Source organism: Stenotrophomonas sp. STEN054, from assembly GCF_056854535.1.
This window is the reverse complement of the sequence record NZ_JBXFWG010000068.1, coordinates 1-16,472: the sequence shown is the minus strand read 5'-3', so window position 1 is coordinate 16,472 and position 16,472 is coordinate 1. Positions and strand designations below refer to the sequence as shown.

Sequence of the window (16,472 nt, the reverse complement as noted above, 5' to 3'; positions counted from 1 at the left end):
GGGCGGCCGGGTCTGGGCGCCGCCCCCCCGGGCGGCGGCCCCCCGCGCCCGCGCGGGCCGCCGCGGGGGTCCCCCACCACGCCGGGGCCCCCGGCCGGGCGCTACCGTGTGCGAACGCCATTCAGCGCGCGACACGCCGTCGCCGTCCATCCGCGCTAACATGCTGGTTTTCCCCCGCAGGAACGCCCCGCATGAACTCGCGCAGCCCCCTTACCGTCGCCCTGATCCAGGAGCGCAACCACGGTGATGCCGCCGCCAACCTGGCGGTGATCGAAGCACGCGTGGCCGAGGCGGCTGCGCAGGGCGCGAAGCTGGTGCTGCTGCAGGAACTGCACAACGGCCCGTACTTCTGCCAGCACGAGTCGGTCGACGAGTTCGACCTGGCCGAGCCGATTCCCGGCCCGAGCACCGAGCGCCTGGGCGCACTGGCGAAAAAGCATGGCGTGGTGCTGGTCGGCTCGCTGTTCGAGCGCCGCGCCGCCGGCCTGTACCACAACACCGCCGTGGTCTTCGAGAAGGACGGCACCCTGCTGGGCAAGTACCGCAAGATGCACATCCCGGATGATCCGGGCTTCTACGAAAAGTTCTACTTCACCCCGGGCGACATCGGCTTCACCCCGATCGACACCTCGGTGGGCCGCCTTGGCGTGCTGGTGTGCTGGGACCAGTGGTACCCGGAAGCGGCACGCCTGATGGCGCTTGCCGGTGCCGAACTGCTGCTCTACCCCACCGCCATCGGCTGGGACCCGGACGACGTGCAGGACGAGAAGACCCGCCAGCGCGACGCCTGGGTGCTGAGCCACCGCGGCCACGCCGTGGCCAACGGCCTGCCGGTGCTGAGCTGCAACCGCGTCGGCCACGAAGCCTCGCCGCTGGGCGCGTCGGGCATCCAGTTCTGGGGCAACAGCCACGTGCTGGGCCCGCAGGGCGAATTCATCGCAGAAGCCGGCACCGATGCCACCGTGCTGGTGTGCGACGTGGACCTGCAGCGCAGCGAGCACGTGCGCCGCATCTGGCCGTTCCTGCGCGACCGTCGCATCGATGCGTACGGTGACCTGCTCAAGCGCTACATCGACTGAGCCGGAGACCTGCCATGGCCGTCCTCATCCGTGATGCCGGCCCGGCCGACATCGCTGCGATCACCGCGATCTACGCGGTGGAAGTCACCGACTTCGTCAACACCTACGAGTACGACGTGCCCGACCAGGCCGAGATGCTGCGCCGCATGCGCGACATGCTCGACCGGGGCTTCCCCTACCTGGTCGCCGAGATCGACGGCCAGGTTGCGGGCTACGCCTACGCCAACACCTACCGCACCCGCGTCGCCTACCAGTGGACCGTGGAGAACTCGGTCTACGTCGACGCCGCCTTCCAGGGCAAGGGCGTGGGCACCGGCCTGCTGCAGGCGCTGATCGATGCCTGCGTGGCGCGCGGCTACCGGCAGATGGTGGCGGTGATCGGCGAGCCGACCAATACCGCATCCATCAAGCTGCACGAACGCTTCGGCTTCCACCTGGTGGGCGTGTTCAAGGGCCTGGGCCGCAAGCACGGCCGCTGGCTGGACACCGTGCAGATGCAGCGCGCGCTCGGCGATGGCGCCGACACCGCACCTTCCAATGAATGAATCCATGACTGAAACCCTTCCCGAAACCGGCGACGATCTGTTCGCCGGCCAGCCGGTGCGCGTCGTTGAACGCGATGGCGTGCGTTACACCCTGCTGGGCACCGCCCATGTGTCCCACGCCAGCGTCGAGGCGGTGGAAAAGGCCATCGACAGCGGCCACTTCGATGCGGTGGCGGTCGAGCTGGACCCGCAGCGCCTGCAGGCGCTGAGCGACCCGGACACGCTGGCCAAGCTGGACCTGGTGGAGGTGATCCGCAAGGGCCGCGTGGCGCTGTTTGCCGCCAATCTGGCGCTGTCGGCCTACCAGCGCCGTCTGGCCGAACAGCTGGGCATCGAGCCCGGTGCCGAGCTGAAGCGCGCGGTGGACCTGGCGCGCGAGCGCGGCCTGCCGGTGCAGCTGATCGACCGCGAAGTCGGCCTGACCTTCCGCCGCGCCTCGCAGCGTCTTGGCTTCTTCGGCAAGCTGAAGCTGGTGGCTGGTCTCGGCGCGGGCCTGTTCTCCTCGGAGGAAGTAGGCGAGAACGAGATCGAGAAGCTCAAGCAGGGCGACATGCTGGAATCGAGCTTCGGCGAGTTCGCCAGCGAAAGCCCGGCGTTGTACGAGACCATCATCGGCGAGCGCGACCGTTACATGGCCACGCGCCTGCGTGAGGAACACAACCCGCAGCTGCGCGAAGTGCTGGCCGTGGTCGGCGCCGGGCATCTGGCCGGCCTGGCCCGCTATCTGGAAACCGATACCACCGAGCCGGCACCGCTGCGCGCGGAACTGGAAGCGGTGCCGAAGAAGCGCAACATCCCGTGGTTGACCCTGATCATCCTGGCCATCGTGATCACCGGCGTGGCCGTCGGCTTCTACCGTGGCGGCCTGGGCGTGGGCACCGAACTGCTGGCGACGTGGGCGATGTACACCGGCGGCCTGGCCGGCATCGGCTGCCTGCTGGCCGGCAGCCACCCGCTGAGCATCCTGACCGCGATCGCGGTGGCACCGTTCAAGCCGTTCCGCCTGAGCATCCCCACCGGTGCGTTCTCGGCGCTGGTCGAAGCGCGCCTGCGCAAGCCGGCCTACGAGGATTTCCTCAAGCTGCGTGACGATGCGCAGAGCCTGAAGGGCTGGTACCGCAACCGCGTCACCCGCGTGGTGCTGACCTTCATGCTGACCAACCTGGGCAGCATGCTCGGCCTGTGGCTGACCGCCGGCAAGGTCTGGGGGAAGGTGGCGGGCTAACGCCCCGCCAGCGCCTGCCTACACTCGTTTCCCAAGGAGGAACACAGCGATGGATGCATACGACGCGCTAATGCGCGATGGTTACGTGGTGGTACGGCAGGCCATCGCGCCGGCCGTGGTTGAAGACATCAATGCCCGCATCGCGCTGTTCAAGCGGCGCAATGCGAAGGCGGTCTCGCGCAACCTGGATGACCACCAGCGCCTGTACCGCGTGGTCAACCTGCACCTGGTGGTGGATGCCATCACGGGGCTGCTCACCCACAACCCGGCGATCGACGTCTGCGATCGTTTCCTGGGCGAGGCCACCACGCTCTACACCAGCCTCTACTACGAGCGCGGCTCCGAGCAGGCGCTGCATCGCGATACGCCGATGTTCTGCACCTCACCGGGCGAGAAGTACCTGGGCGTGTGGACGGCGCTGGATGCGGTTGATGATGCCAATGGCCCGCTCCGCGTGGTGCCCGGCAGCCACCTGCTGCCGCCCATCGACCTGCAGGCGCTGCGTCGCGAGGTGTTCGGCGACGAGCCGGTCAGCCCGATGGCGAGCGAAGGCTGGAACGCCTACCAGGCAGCGGTTGCGCGCCAGTGCGAGGAAGCCGGCCTGCAGTCACAGCCGGTGCACGTACAGGCGGGTGATGTGATCGTCTGGCATCCGCAGCTGTTCCATGGCGGCGCCCCGCATCCGTCCGCCGGCACCCGCCGCAGCGTGGTCATGCACGTGACCCCGAAGTCGATGCCGGTCGGCCACATGGATGTCTTCTATGGCCAGACGCCGCCGCCGGAAAAGGCGCCGTGGCGCTACTACCGGCGCGGCCGGCGAGAGATCGCCCGCTTCGGCCATGTTGATTTCGGGCATGAGTACACCCGGCGCACGCTGTTCCTGCGCAAAGCCTGAGAAAAAGGGGGAGACCGCCCCACTACGGCTGGTCTCCCCCCACCACAAATACGTTGTCGCGCGTTACACCCGGGCAGTGCCCGGTTCCGCGATGTCCAGCCCGCGCGCGCGACGGATCAGGCGCGTGACCGCACTGCGCAGGTCATCCAGCACCGCGTAGATGGTCGGCAGGAACAGCAGGCTGACGACGGTCGAGAACGCCAGGCCGCCGGCAATCGCGCGCGCCATCGGGGCGTATTCCGGGCCATCGCCGAACATCTGCGTGTTGGTCAGCGAGATCGGCACCATCGCCAGGATCGCCGTGCCCATCGTCATCATGATCGGCCGCAGGCGCTCGCGTGAGCCTTCCACCAGCGCCTGGGTGCGGCCCATGCCGCCGCGGCGCAGGTTGTTGATGTGCTCGATCATCACGATGCCGTTGTTCACCACCACGCCCATCAGCACCAGGATGCCGATGAAGGACATGATCCCGAACGAGGTGCCGGTGATCCAGAACAGCCAGAACACGCCGAAGATCGAGAACAGCACGCCGCTCATGATCGCCGCCGGGAACAGCAGCGACTCGAAAACCGCCGCCATCACCACGTAGATCATCACCAGCGCGATGAGCAGGTTGAACACCATCTGCTGCATCGCTTCGTTGTCGTTGCCGTAGTCACCGCCATCGAAGGTGAAGCCATAGCCGGCCGGGAAGCTCATCGGCGTGAGCACCGCCTCCATGGCCTTGCGCCCATCAGGCGCGGTGACCTTCTCGGCCAGGTTGGCCTTGATGGTCAGGGTGGTCTGGCGGTTGGTGCGGCCGATCTGGGTGGCCGAGGAGCCCACGTCCACGCTGACCAGGCTGAGCAGCGGCACGCTGCGGCCATCGCCGGTACGCACGCTGTAGCTGGCCAGGTCTTCCGGACTGCTCTGCTCGGCACCGGCAAAGCGCACCCACACCGGCACTTCGTTGTCGCCACGACGGAACTCGCGCAGCGGCGCACCCCGCAGAGCCAGGCCGACGAAGCTGGCCACCTGCTCGGCGTTGAAGCCGAACGCAGCGGCGCGCTCGCGGTCGACGTGCACCTTCAGCTCGCCACCCTTCTCGCCATTGTCGATGCGCACGTCGCGCAGCTCGGGGCGCTGGGCCAGCAGCGGCAGCACTTCCTGGCCGATCTCCTGCAGCATGCTGCTGGAATCACCCACCAGCTGGACCTGCACGCCCTGGTTGCCGTTGCCACCATCGCCGCCCTGGTTGCCGACGAAATAGTCGGTACGCGCCGACTTCGGCAGGCCCTTGCGGATCTCCTCCTGCAGCGCCTTGATGTCCTTGGCGTACTTCTCGTCGATGGTCACCGTGGTCGAGCTGCCCTCCTGCTCGCTGTACCAGGAATAGACCTGCTGCACGTGCAGGCGCTCACGGTTCTGTTCCACCCAGGCTTCCACGCGGGCCACTTCCTCGGACATCTGCCGGTAGGTGTAGGCGCCCTTCCACATGTAGCCGATGAAGATATCCTTGCCACCGCCACCGCCGAACATGTCGACCTTGGTCAGCTTCATCGGCACCAGGCTGACCAGCACCACCAGCAGGATGCCGAGCAGGCTCCAGCCGCGATGGCGGAGCGACCAGTCCAGCAGGCGTGCATAGCGACGCTGCAGGCGGGCGATGACGCCGGTCTGCGAATGCAGCAGCTTGGGCGTGGCCATGCGCGCGGACAGCATCGGGATCAGGCTGACCGCCACCAGCCATGAGGCCAGCAGCGAGACCGAGATGGTGATCGCGATCTGCGCCATGAAGATGCTGATGTTGTTGGTCTCGCCGAACAGGTTGGGCACGAACACGATGCAGTGGCACAGCGTGCCGGCGCTGAGCGCGATGGCCACGTTGCGGGTGCCGATGATCGAAGCCAGCCGCGGCTGCCCGGGCATGCGCTCGCGTTCCTGGTAGATGCTTTCCACCACCACCACGGCGTTGTCCACCAGCATGCCCACGGCCAGCAGCAGGCCCATCATGGTCAGGATGTTCAGCGTCACCCCGGCGAAGTACATGAAGCCCAGGGTGATGGTGAAACAGATCGGGATGGCCAGCGTCACCATCAGCGTGGACGGCCAGTGGCGCAGGAAGAAGAACAGCACGGTGACCGACAAAATCAGGCCGACCGCGCCGGCCTCGGCCAGTTCCAGCAGCGAGGAGGTGACCGCCTTGCCCTGGTTGTCGATGACCTTGATCTGCACGTCGCGCATCGAATCCTGCGCGCGGATCGCTTCGACCTCGGCCAATGCAGCGCGCGAAACATCCACCAGGTTGGCGCTGCGTTCCTTGAAGATGTCCAGGCCGATGGCCGGGTTGCCGTCGAGGCGACGCCCGTAATTCATCCGCGCCGGCTTCAGCCGCACCTCGGCGATATCACCCAGGCGCAGGCCCTTGGCGTTGATCACCAGGTCACGCATTTCCTGCAGGTCGGTGATCTCGCCCACCGGCTGCACGCGCACGCGCTGGCCGTTGTCGTTGATCTGCCCGGCCGAGATGGAGAAATTCAGCGTGCGCAGGCGGTCGCTGAGTTCGTTGATGCTCAGGCCGTGCGCGCTGAGCCGGTCGGGATCGATGGCGATCTCGACCTCGTTCGGCGGTGCGCCGGTAATGTCCACGCGTGCCACGCCCGGGATGCGCTCGATGCGCCGCTTGAACTCGCGGTCGAGCATGTCATAGGCGGAGGTCAGGTCGGTGGTACTGGCCAGGCGCACCTTCAGCACCGGCTGGTCGCTGCTGGACCACTTGAACACGTTGTAACGCTGCAGGTCGTCGGGCAGGTCGCTGCGGATCGCATCGATGCGTTCGCGGGCATCGGAGGCAGCGATGGCGATGTCGCGGTCCCAGTCGCTGAACTCGATGAAGATCGAGGCGGCTTCCGAGGTGGCCTGCGAGCGCATGCGCTTGATGCCGGTCATCGTCGCCAGCGATTCCTCCACCGGCCGGATGATGGTGCGCTCGACTTCTTCCGGGGTCGAGCCGGTGTACGGGATCTGCACGAACAGGAACGGCGCGGAGATGTCCGGCAGCGCTTCCAGCGGCAGCCGGAACGAGGCAATCAGGCCCACCACCACCAGCGACACGAAACACATGATGGTGGTGACCGGGCGGCGGATGGAGAACTCGGCGACGCTCATGCCGGTTCCTCCGCGCCGCCACCGTGGCCACCCTCGTCCGCGTGCAGGCCTTCACCGGCATGCTTGCGGCCGCGCTCGCGGTAGTAGGCATCGCCACGGCGGTCCATCAGGTCATAGACCACCGGGATGACCAGCAGGGTCAACAGGGTCGACACCAGCAGGCCGCCAATGACGGTGATCGCCATCGGCGCGCGCACTTCAGCGCCCTCGCCCATCGCCACCGCCAGCGGCAGGAAGCCGAACAGCGTGCACAGGGTGGTCATGATGATCGGCCGCAGGCGCGAACGTGCACCTTCCACCAGCGCCTCATGCTTGGCCACGCCGGCCTCGCGCAGCTGGTTCACCTTGTCGATCAGGATGATCGCGTTCTTGGTGACCAGGCCGACCAGCAGGATCAGGCCGATGAACACCACTACCGAGATCGGCTTGCCAGTCAGCATCAGCGCCAGGATCGCGCCGACGAGCGCCAGCGGGATGGTGAACAGGATGACGAACGGATGCAGCAGCGATTCGAACTGCGAGGCCATCACCAGGTAGACCAGGAAAATGGCCAGGCCGAAGGCGAAGATCAGCGATTTGGCGGCCTGTGCCAGCTCCTCGCCCTGGCCACCGATGTGCAGGCCGACGCCCGCACCCAGCGGCTGCTCGGCCACCATCTGCTGCACTTCGCGCATGGCCGCGCCCAGGTCGATGTCGCGCAGGTTGGCCGAAACCACGGCCACGCGGGTCTGGTCGGCGCGATGGATCTCGCTGGGGCCGGTGGTGGCGACCACGTCGGCCACCGCGTCCAGGGTGACCGGGCGGCTGCTGCCGGGGTTCACGATCAGCCGGCGGATGCTGTCCACGCTGGCACGGTCGCCTTCCTGCGCACGCACCAGCACGTCGATCTTGCGGTCACGGAAGCTGTAGCGGGTCGCCACATCGCCACGCACCTTCTTCACCACCACATCGGCGATCTGGCGGGTGGTCAGGCCCAGCGCACCGGCGCGTTCCTGGTCGAAGCGGATCTGGATTTCCGGGAAGCCCTCTTCCACCGTCGACTTCACGTCGGCGTAGTGCGCATTGCCGCGCAGCAGTGCGGCCAGACGCTGGCCAGCCTGCTCAAGGGTGGCCATGTCCTGCCCGCGCAGCTCGATTTCCAGCGGCGTGGAGAAGCTGAACAGTGCCGGCCGCGCGAAGTCGACCTGCGCGCCGGGGTGCTGGCCCATGGTGTCGCGCAGGCGCTCGGTGATGTCCGCCTCGGTGCGCGCGTTGCCGCCGCCTTCCATCACCACGGTCAACTTGCCGATGTTCTCGCCGCTTTCGGTCGGGCTGGCATCCAGCCGCGTGCCGCTGCCGCTGACGCCGTACAGCGAGGCCACGCCTTCGCCATTGCCGTGGGCCAGCTGCAGCTCCCGCACCAGTGCGTCGGTCTGCTTCAGCGGGGTGCCGGCCGGCAGCTTCACCGTCATTTCGAAACGGTCCTGGGCCAGCTGCGGGATCAGGTCGGCACCGAGCATCGGCACCAGCGCCATGGTGGCGACGAAGGCCAGCGCGGCCATCGACAGCACCTTGCCGGGATGGGCAAGCGCATTGGGCAGCAAGCGCAGGTAGCCGCGTTCGGCACCAGCATAGGGCTTCATCGCGATGTCGCTGGCCTTGCGCATGACCGGCCCGACCACGGCGACCACGCCGCGCCACACGCGCACCACCAGCCAAGCCAGAGCGAAGAAGCTCCAGCGCACGCCGGCCACGAAGCCACGACGGCCCAGCGCGACCGGCTTCTGCCAGCGGCTTTCCGGACGCCACGCCTCGGCGGCAGCTTCTTCCGGGAAGGCCAGCGGCGGCCGGCCCTTCAGCGAGCTCAGCATCGGGATCAGGGTCATCGACACCAGCAGCGAGATGGCGATGGCGATAGCCACCGTCAGCGCCTGGTCGCGGAACAGCTGGCCGGCGATGCCATCGACGAACACCAGCGGCAGGAACACCGCGATGGTGGTCAGGGTGGAGGCGACCACTGCCATGCTCACTTCGCGGGTGCCGACGATGGCCGCCTGCAGGATGCCCAGGCCACGCTCGCGTGCCTTGGCGATGCTTTCCAGCACCACGATCGAATCGTCGACCACCAGGCCGGTGGCCAGCGCCAGGCCGCCCAGCGACATCACGTTCAAGCTCAGGCCGAGCTGGCCCATGAAGAAGAACGTGGCGATGATCGAGACCGGCAGCGACAGGCTGATCACGAAGGTGGACCACCCATCGCGCAGGAACAGGAAGATGATCAGGATGGCCAGCAGGCCGCCGATCACCGCATCCTTCTTGACGTCACTGATGGCGTGTTCGATGAAGCGCGACTGGTCCTCGATGGTGGTCAGTTCGGCATCGCCGGGGAAGGTGGCCCTGATCTGCTCCAGGCGCTTGCGCAGCGCCTCGGCGGTGGCCACGGTATTGGCGTCGCCTTCCTTGTAGATGGCCAGCTCGACCGATTCCTTGCCGCCCAGGCGGATGATGGCTTCGCGTTCCTTGTAGCCCTGGCGCACGGTGGCCACGTCCTTCAGGCGTACCGGCACGCCGTTGGCGACCACGCTGGATCCACCACCGGACGAGGCACTCTGCGCCGCTGACGCCGCAGCGACTGCCGCGGCCGAGCCGGTGGACGCGGCGATGTTGAACATCTGCTGCAGGGCCGAATCGGCCGCGCTGCCGTTGGACGACTGGGTGGTGACCAGCAGGTTGCGGATCTCTTCCAGATCGGCGAACTGGTTGACGGTACGCACCAGGAAGCGCTGCGAGCCCTCCTCCAGGCGGCCGCCGGAGATGTTGATGTTCTCTTCCTTCAACCGCTTGATGACGGTGTCGATCGGCAGGTTGAGCTGGGCCAGCTTCTGCTGGTCGATGTCCACCTGGATCTCATCCTCCAGGCCACCGCCCACCTTCACCGCGGCCACGCCGGTCACCGGTTCCAGCTTCTTCTTCAGGTCTTCGTCGGCATAGCGGCGCAGGCCGGTCAGCTCACGGACCGCGTCTTCATCGCTGGCCGGGGTAGCCTTGGTCGACAGCACCAGGCGCATGATCGGCTCGGTGGACGGATTGAAGCGCAGCAGCACCGGGGCCTTGGCCTCCAGCGGCAGGTTCAGCGCTTCCATCTTGTCGCGCACCTCCAGGCTGGCCTGGTCCATGTTGGTGCCCCAGGCGAACTCGAGCACGACATCGCTCTGCCCGGTGCGCGAGACCGATTTGAGCTTGCGCAGGTTCTTGACCACGCCCACGGCTTCTTCCACCGGCTGGGTAATCAGGCTTTCGATTTCGGTCGGTGCCGCGCCGGTGTACTCGGTGCGCACGGTCAGCGTGGGATAGCTCAGGTCGGGCAGAAGGTTGACCTTGAGGTTGTTCAGCGCGATCAGGCCGAACAGCAGCAGCGTGACCGTGCACATGGCAATGGTGACGCGGCGGCGGGTGGCGAATTCCACCAGGCCGCCGCGCATGCCGGCAGCGGCGCCGTCGCCGGCCGGCGAGGCACCGTGGTCGTGTCCCCGGCCGCTCATTGCTGGCTCCCGGCCTTGTCTGCAGGCGTGGCCTTGGCGGCCACGGTGGCCGGCTTGGCCCCGGCCGCCTTGGGATCGGCGATGACCTGCACGGCGGTGCCGTCACGCAGGGCCACCTTGCCGGCAGTGACGATCTGGTCACCCGCGGCCAGGCCTTCGCGGATCTCCACCCACGGGCCTTCGGCATAGCCCAGCTTGACCGGCACGCGGGCCACCTTGCCTTCGCGCACGCGGAACACGGCCGGCTCACCGTCGTCCAGCAGGGCCAGGCGCGGCACCACCAGGGCATCAGCGCGCTGGTCGTAGTCGATGCGGATGCGCCCGAACATGCCGGGCTGCAGTGCATGCTCGGTGCCGTTGAAGGCGCTGACCACGCGGAAGGTGCCGCTACCGGAATCGACCACCGGGGCGATGCGGTCCACCGTGCCGGTGAAGCGCTTGCCCGGCAGTGCGTCGGCCGACAGCACGACCGGCTGGCCGGCACGCAGGGTGGCCAGCTCGCGCTCGGGCACGTTGAGGGTGGCCTCCAGCTGCGAGTTGTCGACGATGCGGAAGATCGGCGTATTGATCTGCACGAAGTTGCCGGTCTTGATCGACCGCGAGGCGATCACCCCGGAGATCGGCGCCACCACCGTGGTGTAGGACAGTTCCAGCGTGGCCAGGCGGTACTGCGCGCGCATGTTTTCCAGGTCGTAGCGCAGCTGGTCGACGTCGGAGGCACTGACCATCTGCTGGCCGACCAGCTTCTGTGCACGCTGGTAGTTGTTTTCCAGCTTCCGCATCTGCGCCTCGCTCTGCGCCACGGCCAGGCGCGCGCGGTCCGGGTCCAGGCGCACCAGCGGCTGGCCGGCGGTGACCCGCTCGCCCTCCTCGACCAGCACGGCCAAGGCCACGCCGGAGGTCTTGGCCACCACCTGCGATTCGGCGCGCGGCTCCAGTGCAGCGGTGCCGGTGTAGCTGGCGGCCACTGCGCGATGGCTGGCCACGGCCACTTCCACCGGCACGGCGTCGACCTTCTTCTCGTCCTTGGTTTCAGCCGCCTTGGCATCGGCGCTGGGGCCGGCAGCGCAGCCGCCCAGCAGCAGGGAAGTGGAGATCAGCAGGGCAGCGGCACAGAGTCCAGTGCGGCGGCCGGGCAGGAAGGTTGGGTGTGACATCGTCAGATCCCTGGAGGATGCGTGGGCAGGTGTGGTAGCAAAGTAATGTACCACTTCACGGCAACACCATATCCCAAAGGTCATGGTGCCTTCACGCCGCTGGTCGGCCCGTGCCCATTTCAGCTAGATGAAACCTGAGGCTATACTCGGGTCGTTCCGTACCCCACGCCGGAACGACCAGACCCGAATCCCCGGATAACGACATCATGCGCCCGCAGCCGCTCGCCGCTTGTCTCGCTCTGGCCGTCCTCCTGCCCCTCGGGGCCGCCGCACAGCCCGCTCCTGCTCCTGAAGCACCCGCCCCGGCTCCTGCCCAGGCCGCCCCGCCCGCTGCCGCCGCTCCGGCCGGCAACTTCGACAATGGCCGGGTGCTCGCCTATACCTGCCAGGGCTGCCACGGCATCACCGGTTACAAGAACGCGTACCCAAGCTACCGGGTACCGAAGATCGGTGGCCAGACCCAGCAGTACCTGACCCAGGCCCTGACCGAGTACCGCCAGGGCAAGCGCCGGCATCCGACGATGCAGGCGCAGTCGATGAGTTTCAGCGAACAGGAGATCGCCGATCTCGCTGTTTACCTGTCCACCGTCAAGTAAGGCCAGCCCATGTCGAAAGCCGCGCACACGATGCGTCACGCCATCGCCCTGTCCGTTGCCCTGCTGCTGGCGGCCTGCTCGCAGTCGCAGGTGGAAAGCAGTGAGAAATCGGCCGGCGACCCCGGCCATGCCAGTGGCGAACACGGTTCGTCCTCCTCGGCCGGCCTGCCGCCGGGCCGCGAGGCCGCCGGTGAAGCCCGGGCCAGGGTGAAGGGAAAAGCGACCAACCAGAGCTGCATTGATTGCCACGGTGCCGACGGCAACGCGCCGATCGACCCGACCTATCCCAAGCTGGGCGGGCAGTACGGCGATTACCTGGCCCATGCCCTGCAGGCCTACCGTGCCGGCGACCGCCAGCACGCGTTGATGACCCCGCAGGCGAAGGACCTGAGCGACCAGGACATCGCCGACCTGGCCGCGTACTTCGGCAGCCGGCCGAGCCAGCTGCGGGATCTGCACGGAGTCAAGTAACCCCGCGCCACGCCCGGATGTTTTCCGGTAGCGCCGGGCCATGCCCGGCGGAATGCAGGAGCGCCGCGCCGGCAGGTGCGGACCGGTGGTCCGCACGAATCCCCCGCAATCAGCCTTCCAGCTCTTCCCAGCGCGCGTACGCCGCATCCAGCTCGGCCTGGACCTTGGCCAGCTGCTGGGTGTGCGCGGTCACTTCGGCGCTGCTGCGGGTGTAGAACGACGGGTCGTTCATCGCCGCGGTCAGGCCTTCCACGTCGCCTTCCAGCTTTTCGATGGTCTTGGGCAGCTGTTCCAGCTCGCGCGCTTCCTTGTAGGCCAGCTTGCGCTTGGCCGCGGCCGGGGTGGCCGCCGCAGCAGCGGCCGGTGCAGCAGCAGCCGGCTTGGCCACCGGCGCCGCCGCAGGCGCGGCCACGCTGGCGGCATAGCGCTGCCAGTCGGTATAGCCACCCACGTATTCGCCAATCACGCCATCGCCTTCCATTACCAGCGTGGAGGTCACCACGTTGTCGATGAAGTCACGATCGTGGCTGACCAGCAGCAGGGTGCCGGTGTAGTCGCCCAGCAGCTCTTCCAGCAGCTCCAGGGTTTCCACGTCGAGGTCGTTGGTCGGTTCGTCCATCACCAGCAGGTTGGACGGCTGCGCGAACAGCTTGGCCAGCAGCAGGCGGTTGCGCTCACCACCGGAGAGGCGGGTGATCGGCGCGCGCGCACGCTCGGGGGTGAACATGAAGTCCTGCAGGTAGGCATGCACGTGCTTGCGCTTGCCGTTGAACTCAAGGAAATCGCGGCCTTCGGCCACGTTTTCAATCGCGCTCCAATCCTCGCGCAGCACCGCACGGTACTGGTCGAAATAGGCGATCTGCAGGTTGGTGCCGGCATTTACCTCGCCCTTGTCCGGCTGCAGTTCGCCCAGCAGCAGCTTCAGCAGCGTGGTCTTGCCGCTGCCGTTGGGGCCGATCAGGCCGATGCGGTCACCACGCAGGATGGTGGTGGTGAAGTCGCGGACCATGGTGCGCTCGCCGAAGGCGAACGAAATGTCCTTGACGTCGATGACTTTCTTGCCGGAGCTGACGCCCTGCGCGGCTTCCATCTTGACGTTGCCGCTGAGTTCGCGGCGCTCGGAACGCTCGTTGCGCATCGCCTTCAGGCGGCGCACGCGGCCTTCGTCGCGGGTGCGGCGGGCCTTGATGCCCTGGCGGATCCACACTTCTTCCTGCGCCAGCAGCTTGTCGAAGCGGGCGTTTTCCTGCGCCTGTGCGTTCAGGCGTTCCTCGCGACGGCGCTCGTAGTTGGCCCAGTCGCCCGGCCAGCTGGTGACCTGGCCGCGGTCGATCTCGACGATGCGGGTGGCCAGCGCGCGCAGGAAGCGGCGGTCATGGGTGACGAACACCACGCTGCCGCTCCAGCCCTTGAGGAAGGCTTCCAGCCAGTCGATGGCTTCGATATCGAGGTGGTTGGTCGGTTCGTCCAGCAGCAGCACGTCCGGGCTGGACACCAGCGCGCGGGCCAGCAGCACGCGGCGCTTCATGCCGCCGGACAGGCGGCCGAACTCGGCCTCGCCGTCCAGGTCGAGCTTGGTCAGGGTCTCGCTGACGCGCTGGTCCAGGCCCCAGCCGTTGGCGGCGTCGATCTTGGCCTGCACGTTGCCCAGGGCTTCACCGTCGAAGACCTCGGCATGGCTGAGGTGGTGGAATTCGGCCAGCCACTGGCCCAGTTCGCCCAGGCCATCGGCCACGACGTCGAACACCGAGCCGGCCGCGCCATGCGGCACTTCCTGCTCCAGGCGGGTCACGCGGACGCCCTGCTGAACGCGGACTTCGCCGTCATCGGGCTTGTGGTCGCCGGACAGCAGCTTGAGCAGGGTGGATTTGCCGGCGCCGTTGCGGCCGATCAGGGCGATGCGTTCGCCCGGCTCGATCGACAGTTCGGCCTTTTCCAGCAACAACGGGCCGCCGACGCTGAAGTCGACGTTCTGTAGGGTAATCAGAGGCATCCCACTATTGTACGGGTTGGCGGGCCCGCCGGGCGGGGACAGCGAATAGGGCCGGGGCTCGGTCATCCACGCATGGCGTGGATCTACATGCGTGGATGCGGCCCAACCGGTAGATCCACGCCATGCGTGGATGAAGGGCCCGCAGCAGGCTCCCGCCCCGCGCGCAGGTACAATGTGCCATGACTGACTTTTCGACCCTGCCGCTGAGCCCGGCCCTGCAGCCCGGCCTGGACGCCCTCGGCTACACCACCCTTACGCCGATCCAGGCGCAGAGCCTGCCGGCGATCCTCGATCGCCGCGATGTGATCGCACAGGCGCCGACCGGCAGCGGCAAGACCGCCGCCTTTGGCCTGGGCCTGCTGCAGGCCATTGATCCCAGCCTGATCCGCGTGCAGGCGCTGGTGCTGTGCCCGACCCGCGAGCTGGCCGACCAGGTCGCCAAGCAGATCCGCAAGCTGGCCACCGGCATCCCCAACCTGAAGCTGCTGCTGCTGGTCGGTGGCGTGCCGCTGGGCCCGCAGTTGGCCTCCCTGGAAGGCCACGACCCGCACGTGGTGGTCGGTACCCCCGGCCGCGTGCAGGAACTGGCCCGCAAGCGCGCCCTGAACCTCGGCGCGGTGCGCACCCTGGTGCTGGACGAAGCCGACCGCATGCTGGACATGGGCTTTGAAGAGCCGATCCGCGAGATTGCCGGCCGCACCCACAAGGACCGGCAGAGCCTTCTGTTCTCGGCCACCTTCCCCGACAGCATCCGCGAGATCGCCCGCGACCTGCTGCGCGATGCGCTGGAAGTAACCGTGGAAGGCGCCGACCAGGCCCCGGCCATCCGCCACCTGTTCTGCGAGGTGGAACCGGCGCTCCGGCAGAAGGCGCTGGCCGGCCTGCTGCTGAAGTACACGCCGGAATCGGCGGTGGTGTTCTGCAACACCCGCAAGGACGTGGACGAGGTCGCCAATTCGCTGCAGCAGTTCGGCTTCTCGGCGCTGGCCCTGCATGGCGACATGGAGCAGCGTGACCGCGAGGAAGTGCTGCTCCGCCTGGCCAACCGCAGCTGCAACGTGCTGGTGGCCAGCGACGTGGCCGCGCGTGGCCTGGACGTGGAAGAGCTGGCGGCGGTGATCAACTACGAGCTGCCCACCGACGTGGAGAGCTACCAGCACCGCGTGGGCCGTACCGGCCGCGCCGGTGCCAGCGGCCTGGCGATCAGCCTGGTGGCCGGTCGTGAAAAGACCCGCGCCGAGGCCGTCGAAGCCCATCTGGGCCAGCCGCTGGACTGGCAGAAGACGCCGCTGGCGACCTCGCGCCCGGCCGAGCTGCCGCAGGCGGCCATGCGCACCCTGCGCATCGACGGTGGCAAGACCGACAAGCTGCGCCCGGGCGACATCCTCGGCGCGCTGACCGGCGACGCCGGCCTGTCGGGCAAGCACATCGGCAAGATCGCGATCTTCCCGACCCGCTCCTACGTGGCCATCGCCCGTGAGCAAGTCAACAAGGCGGTCGCGAAGCTGGAAGCCGGCAAGATCAAGGGCCGTCGCTTCCGCGTGCGGATGATGTAACGGTCAAGGTATCCGCCGGGCATGGCCCGGCGCTACCTGCATGCGGGGTCCAACGGGCGCTGCATCCGCCGGGCATGGCCCGGCGCTACCTGCATGCGGGGTCCAACGGACGCTGCATCCGCTGGGCATGGCCCGGCGCTACCTGCATGCGGGGTCCAACGGGCGCTGCATCCGCCGGGCATGGCCCGGCGCTACCTGCATGCGGGGTCCAACGGACGCTGCATCCGCCGGGCATGGCCCGGCGCTACCTGCATGCGGGATCCAACGGATGCTGCATCCGCCGGGCA

Annotated in this window: 11 protein-coding genes; 7 read left to right on the top strand and 4 right to left on the bottom strand. The window is 67.7% G+C overall.

Translation table 11 applies throughout. From position 1 onward, the window contains the following. The first annotated feature begins 191 nt into the window (after nt 1-191). The 4 genes from AC1VXD_RS18405 to AC1VXD_RS18390 are packed head-to-tail and all read left to right on the top strand — an operon-like array spanning nt 192 to nt 3,744. Complete coding sequence (locus AC1VXD_RS18405) at nt 192-1,079, top strand: carbon-nitrogen hydrolase (RefSeq protein ID WP_108768610.1); 888 nt, start codon at nt 192-194, stop codon at nt 1,077-1,079. Nucleotides 1,080-1,093: 14 nt separating this feature from the next. Continuing rightward, nucleotides 1,094-1,624: a GNAT family N-acetyltransferase gene (locus tag AC1VXD_RS18400; RefSeq protein WP_108768609.1), complete on the top strand. Its 531-nt coding sequence runs from the start codon at nt 1,094-1,096 to the stop codon at nt 1,622-1,624. Between the two features lie 4 nt (nt 1,625-1,628). Further along, nucleotides 1,629-2,849 (top strand): TraB/GumN family protein, encoded by a 1,221-nt coding sequence (locus AC1VXD_RS18395; protein WP_482993258.1) that lies wholly within the window; start codon nt 1,629-1,631, stop codon nt 2,847-2,849. 49 nt (nt 2,850-2,898) lie between these two features. Beyond that, entirely contained in the window at nt 2,899-3,744 is an 846-nt protein-coding gene (locus AC1VXD_RS18390; RefSeq protein ID WP_482993257.1) for a phytanoyl-CoA dioxygenase family protein, read from the top strand. Nucleotides 3,745-3,807: 63 nt separating this feature from the next. Here AC1VXD_RS18390 and AC1VXD_RS18385 read toward each other — a convergent pair whose 3' ends face one another. The 3 genes from AC1VXD_RS18385 to AC1VXD_RS18375 are packed head-to-tail and all read right to left on the bottom strand — an operon-like array spanning nt 3,808 to nt 11,569. Continuing rightward, nucleotides 3,808-6,891, bottom strand: a complete 3,084-nt coding sequence (locus AC1VXD_RS18385) for an efflux RND transporter permease subunit (protein ID WP_482993256.1) — start codon at nt 6,889-6,891, stop codon at nt 3,808-3,810. Next, nucleotides 6,888-10,412, bottom strand: coding sequence for an efflux RND transporter permease subunit (locus AC1VXD_RS18380; protein ID WP_482993255.1), 3,525 nt, complete (start codon nt 10,410-10,412; stop codon nt 6,888-6,890). Before AC1VXD_RS18380 ends, AC1VXD_RS18385 begins: the two co-directional genes overlap by 4 nt. After that, entirely contained in the window at nt 10,409-11,569 is a 1,161-nt protein-coding gene (locus tag AC1VXD_RS18375) for an efflux RND transporter periplasmic adaptor subunit (RefSeq protein WP_482993254.1), read from the bottom strand. The genes AC1VXD_RS18380 and AC1VXD_RS18375 overlap by 4 nt, the downstream gene beginning before the upstream one ends. Nucleotides 11,570-11,775: 206 nt before the next feature. Between AC1VXD_RS18375 and AC1VXD_RS18370 the strand changes: the two genes are divergently transcribed. Both AC1VXD_RS18370 and AC1VXD_RS18365 read left to right on the top strand, forming a co-directional pair. After that, the gene (locus AC1VXD_RS18370) at nt 11,776-12,165 is read left to right on the top strand and encodes a c-type cytochrome (protein ID WP_482993253.1); all 390 of its coding nucleotides are present in this window, start codon (nt 11,776-11,778) and stop codon (nt 12,163-12,165) included. A gap of 9 nt (nt 12,166-12,174) precedes the next feature. Further along, nucleotides 12,175-12,636: a c-type cytochrome gene (locus AC1VXD_RS18365; RefSeq protein WP_482993252.1), complete on the top strand. Its 462-nt coding sequence runs from the start codon at nt 12,175-12,177 to the stop codon at nt 12,634-12,636. Nucleotides 12,637-12,745: 109 nt separating this feature from the next. On the opposite strand, the gene AC1VXD_RS18360 is transcribed toward AC1VXD_RS18365, so the two are convergent. Further along, the gene (locus AC1VXD_RS18360; RefSeq protein ID WP_482993251.1) at nt 12,746-14,629 is read right to left on the bottom strand and encodes an ATP-binding cassette domain-containing protein; all 1,884 of its coding nucleotides are present in this window, start codon (nt 14,627-14,629) and stop codon (nt 12,746-12,748) included. Nucleotides 14,630-14,808: 179 nt separating this feature from the next. Here AC1VXD_RS18360 and dbpA point away from each other — a divergent pair, with 179 nt between their 5' ends. Further along, nucleotides 14,809-16,185, top strand: a complete 1,377-nt coding sequence (dbpA, locus tag AC1VXD_RS18355) for an ATP-dependent RNA helicase DbpA (RefSeq protein ID WP_482993250.1) — start codon at nt 14,809-14,811, stop codon at nt 16,183-16,185. Nucleotides 16,186-16,472 lie beyond the last annotated feature (287 nt).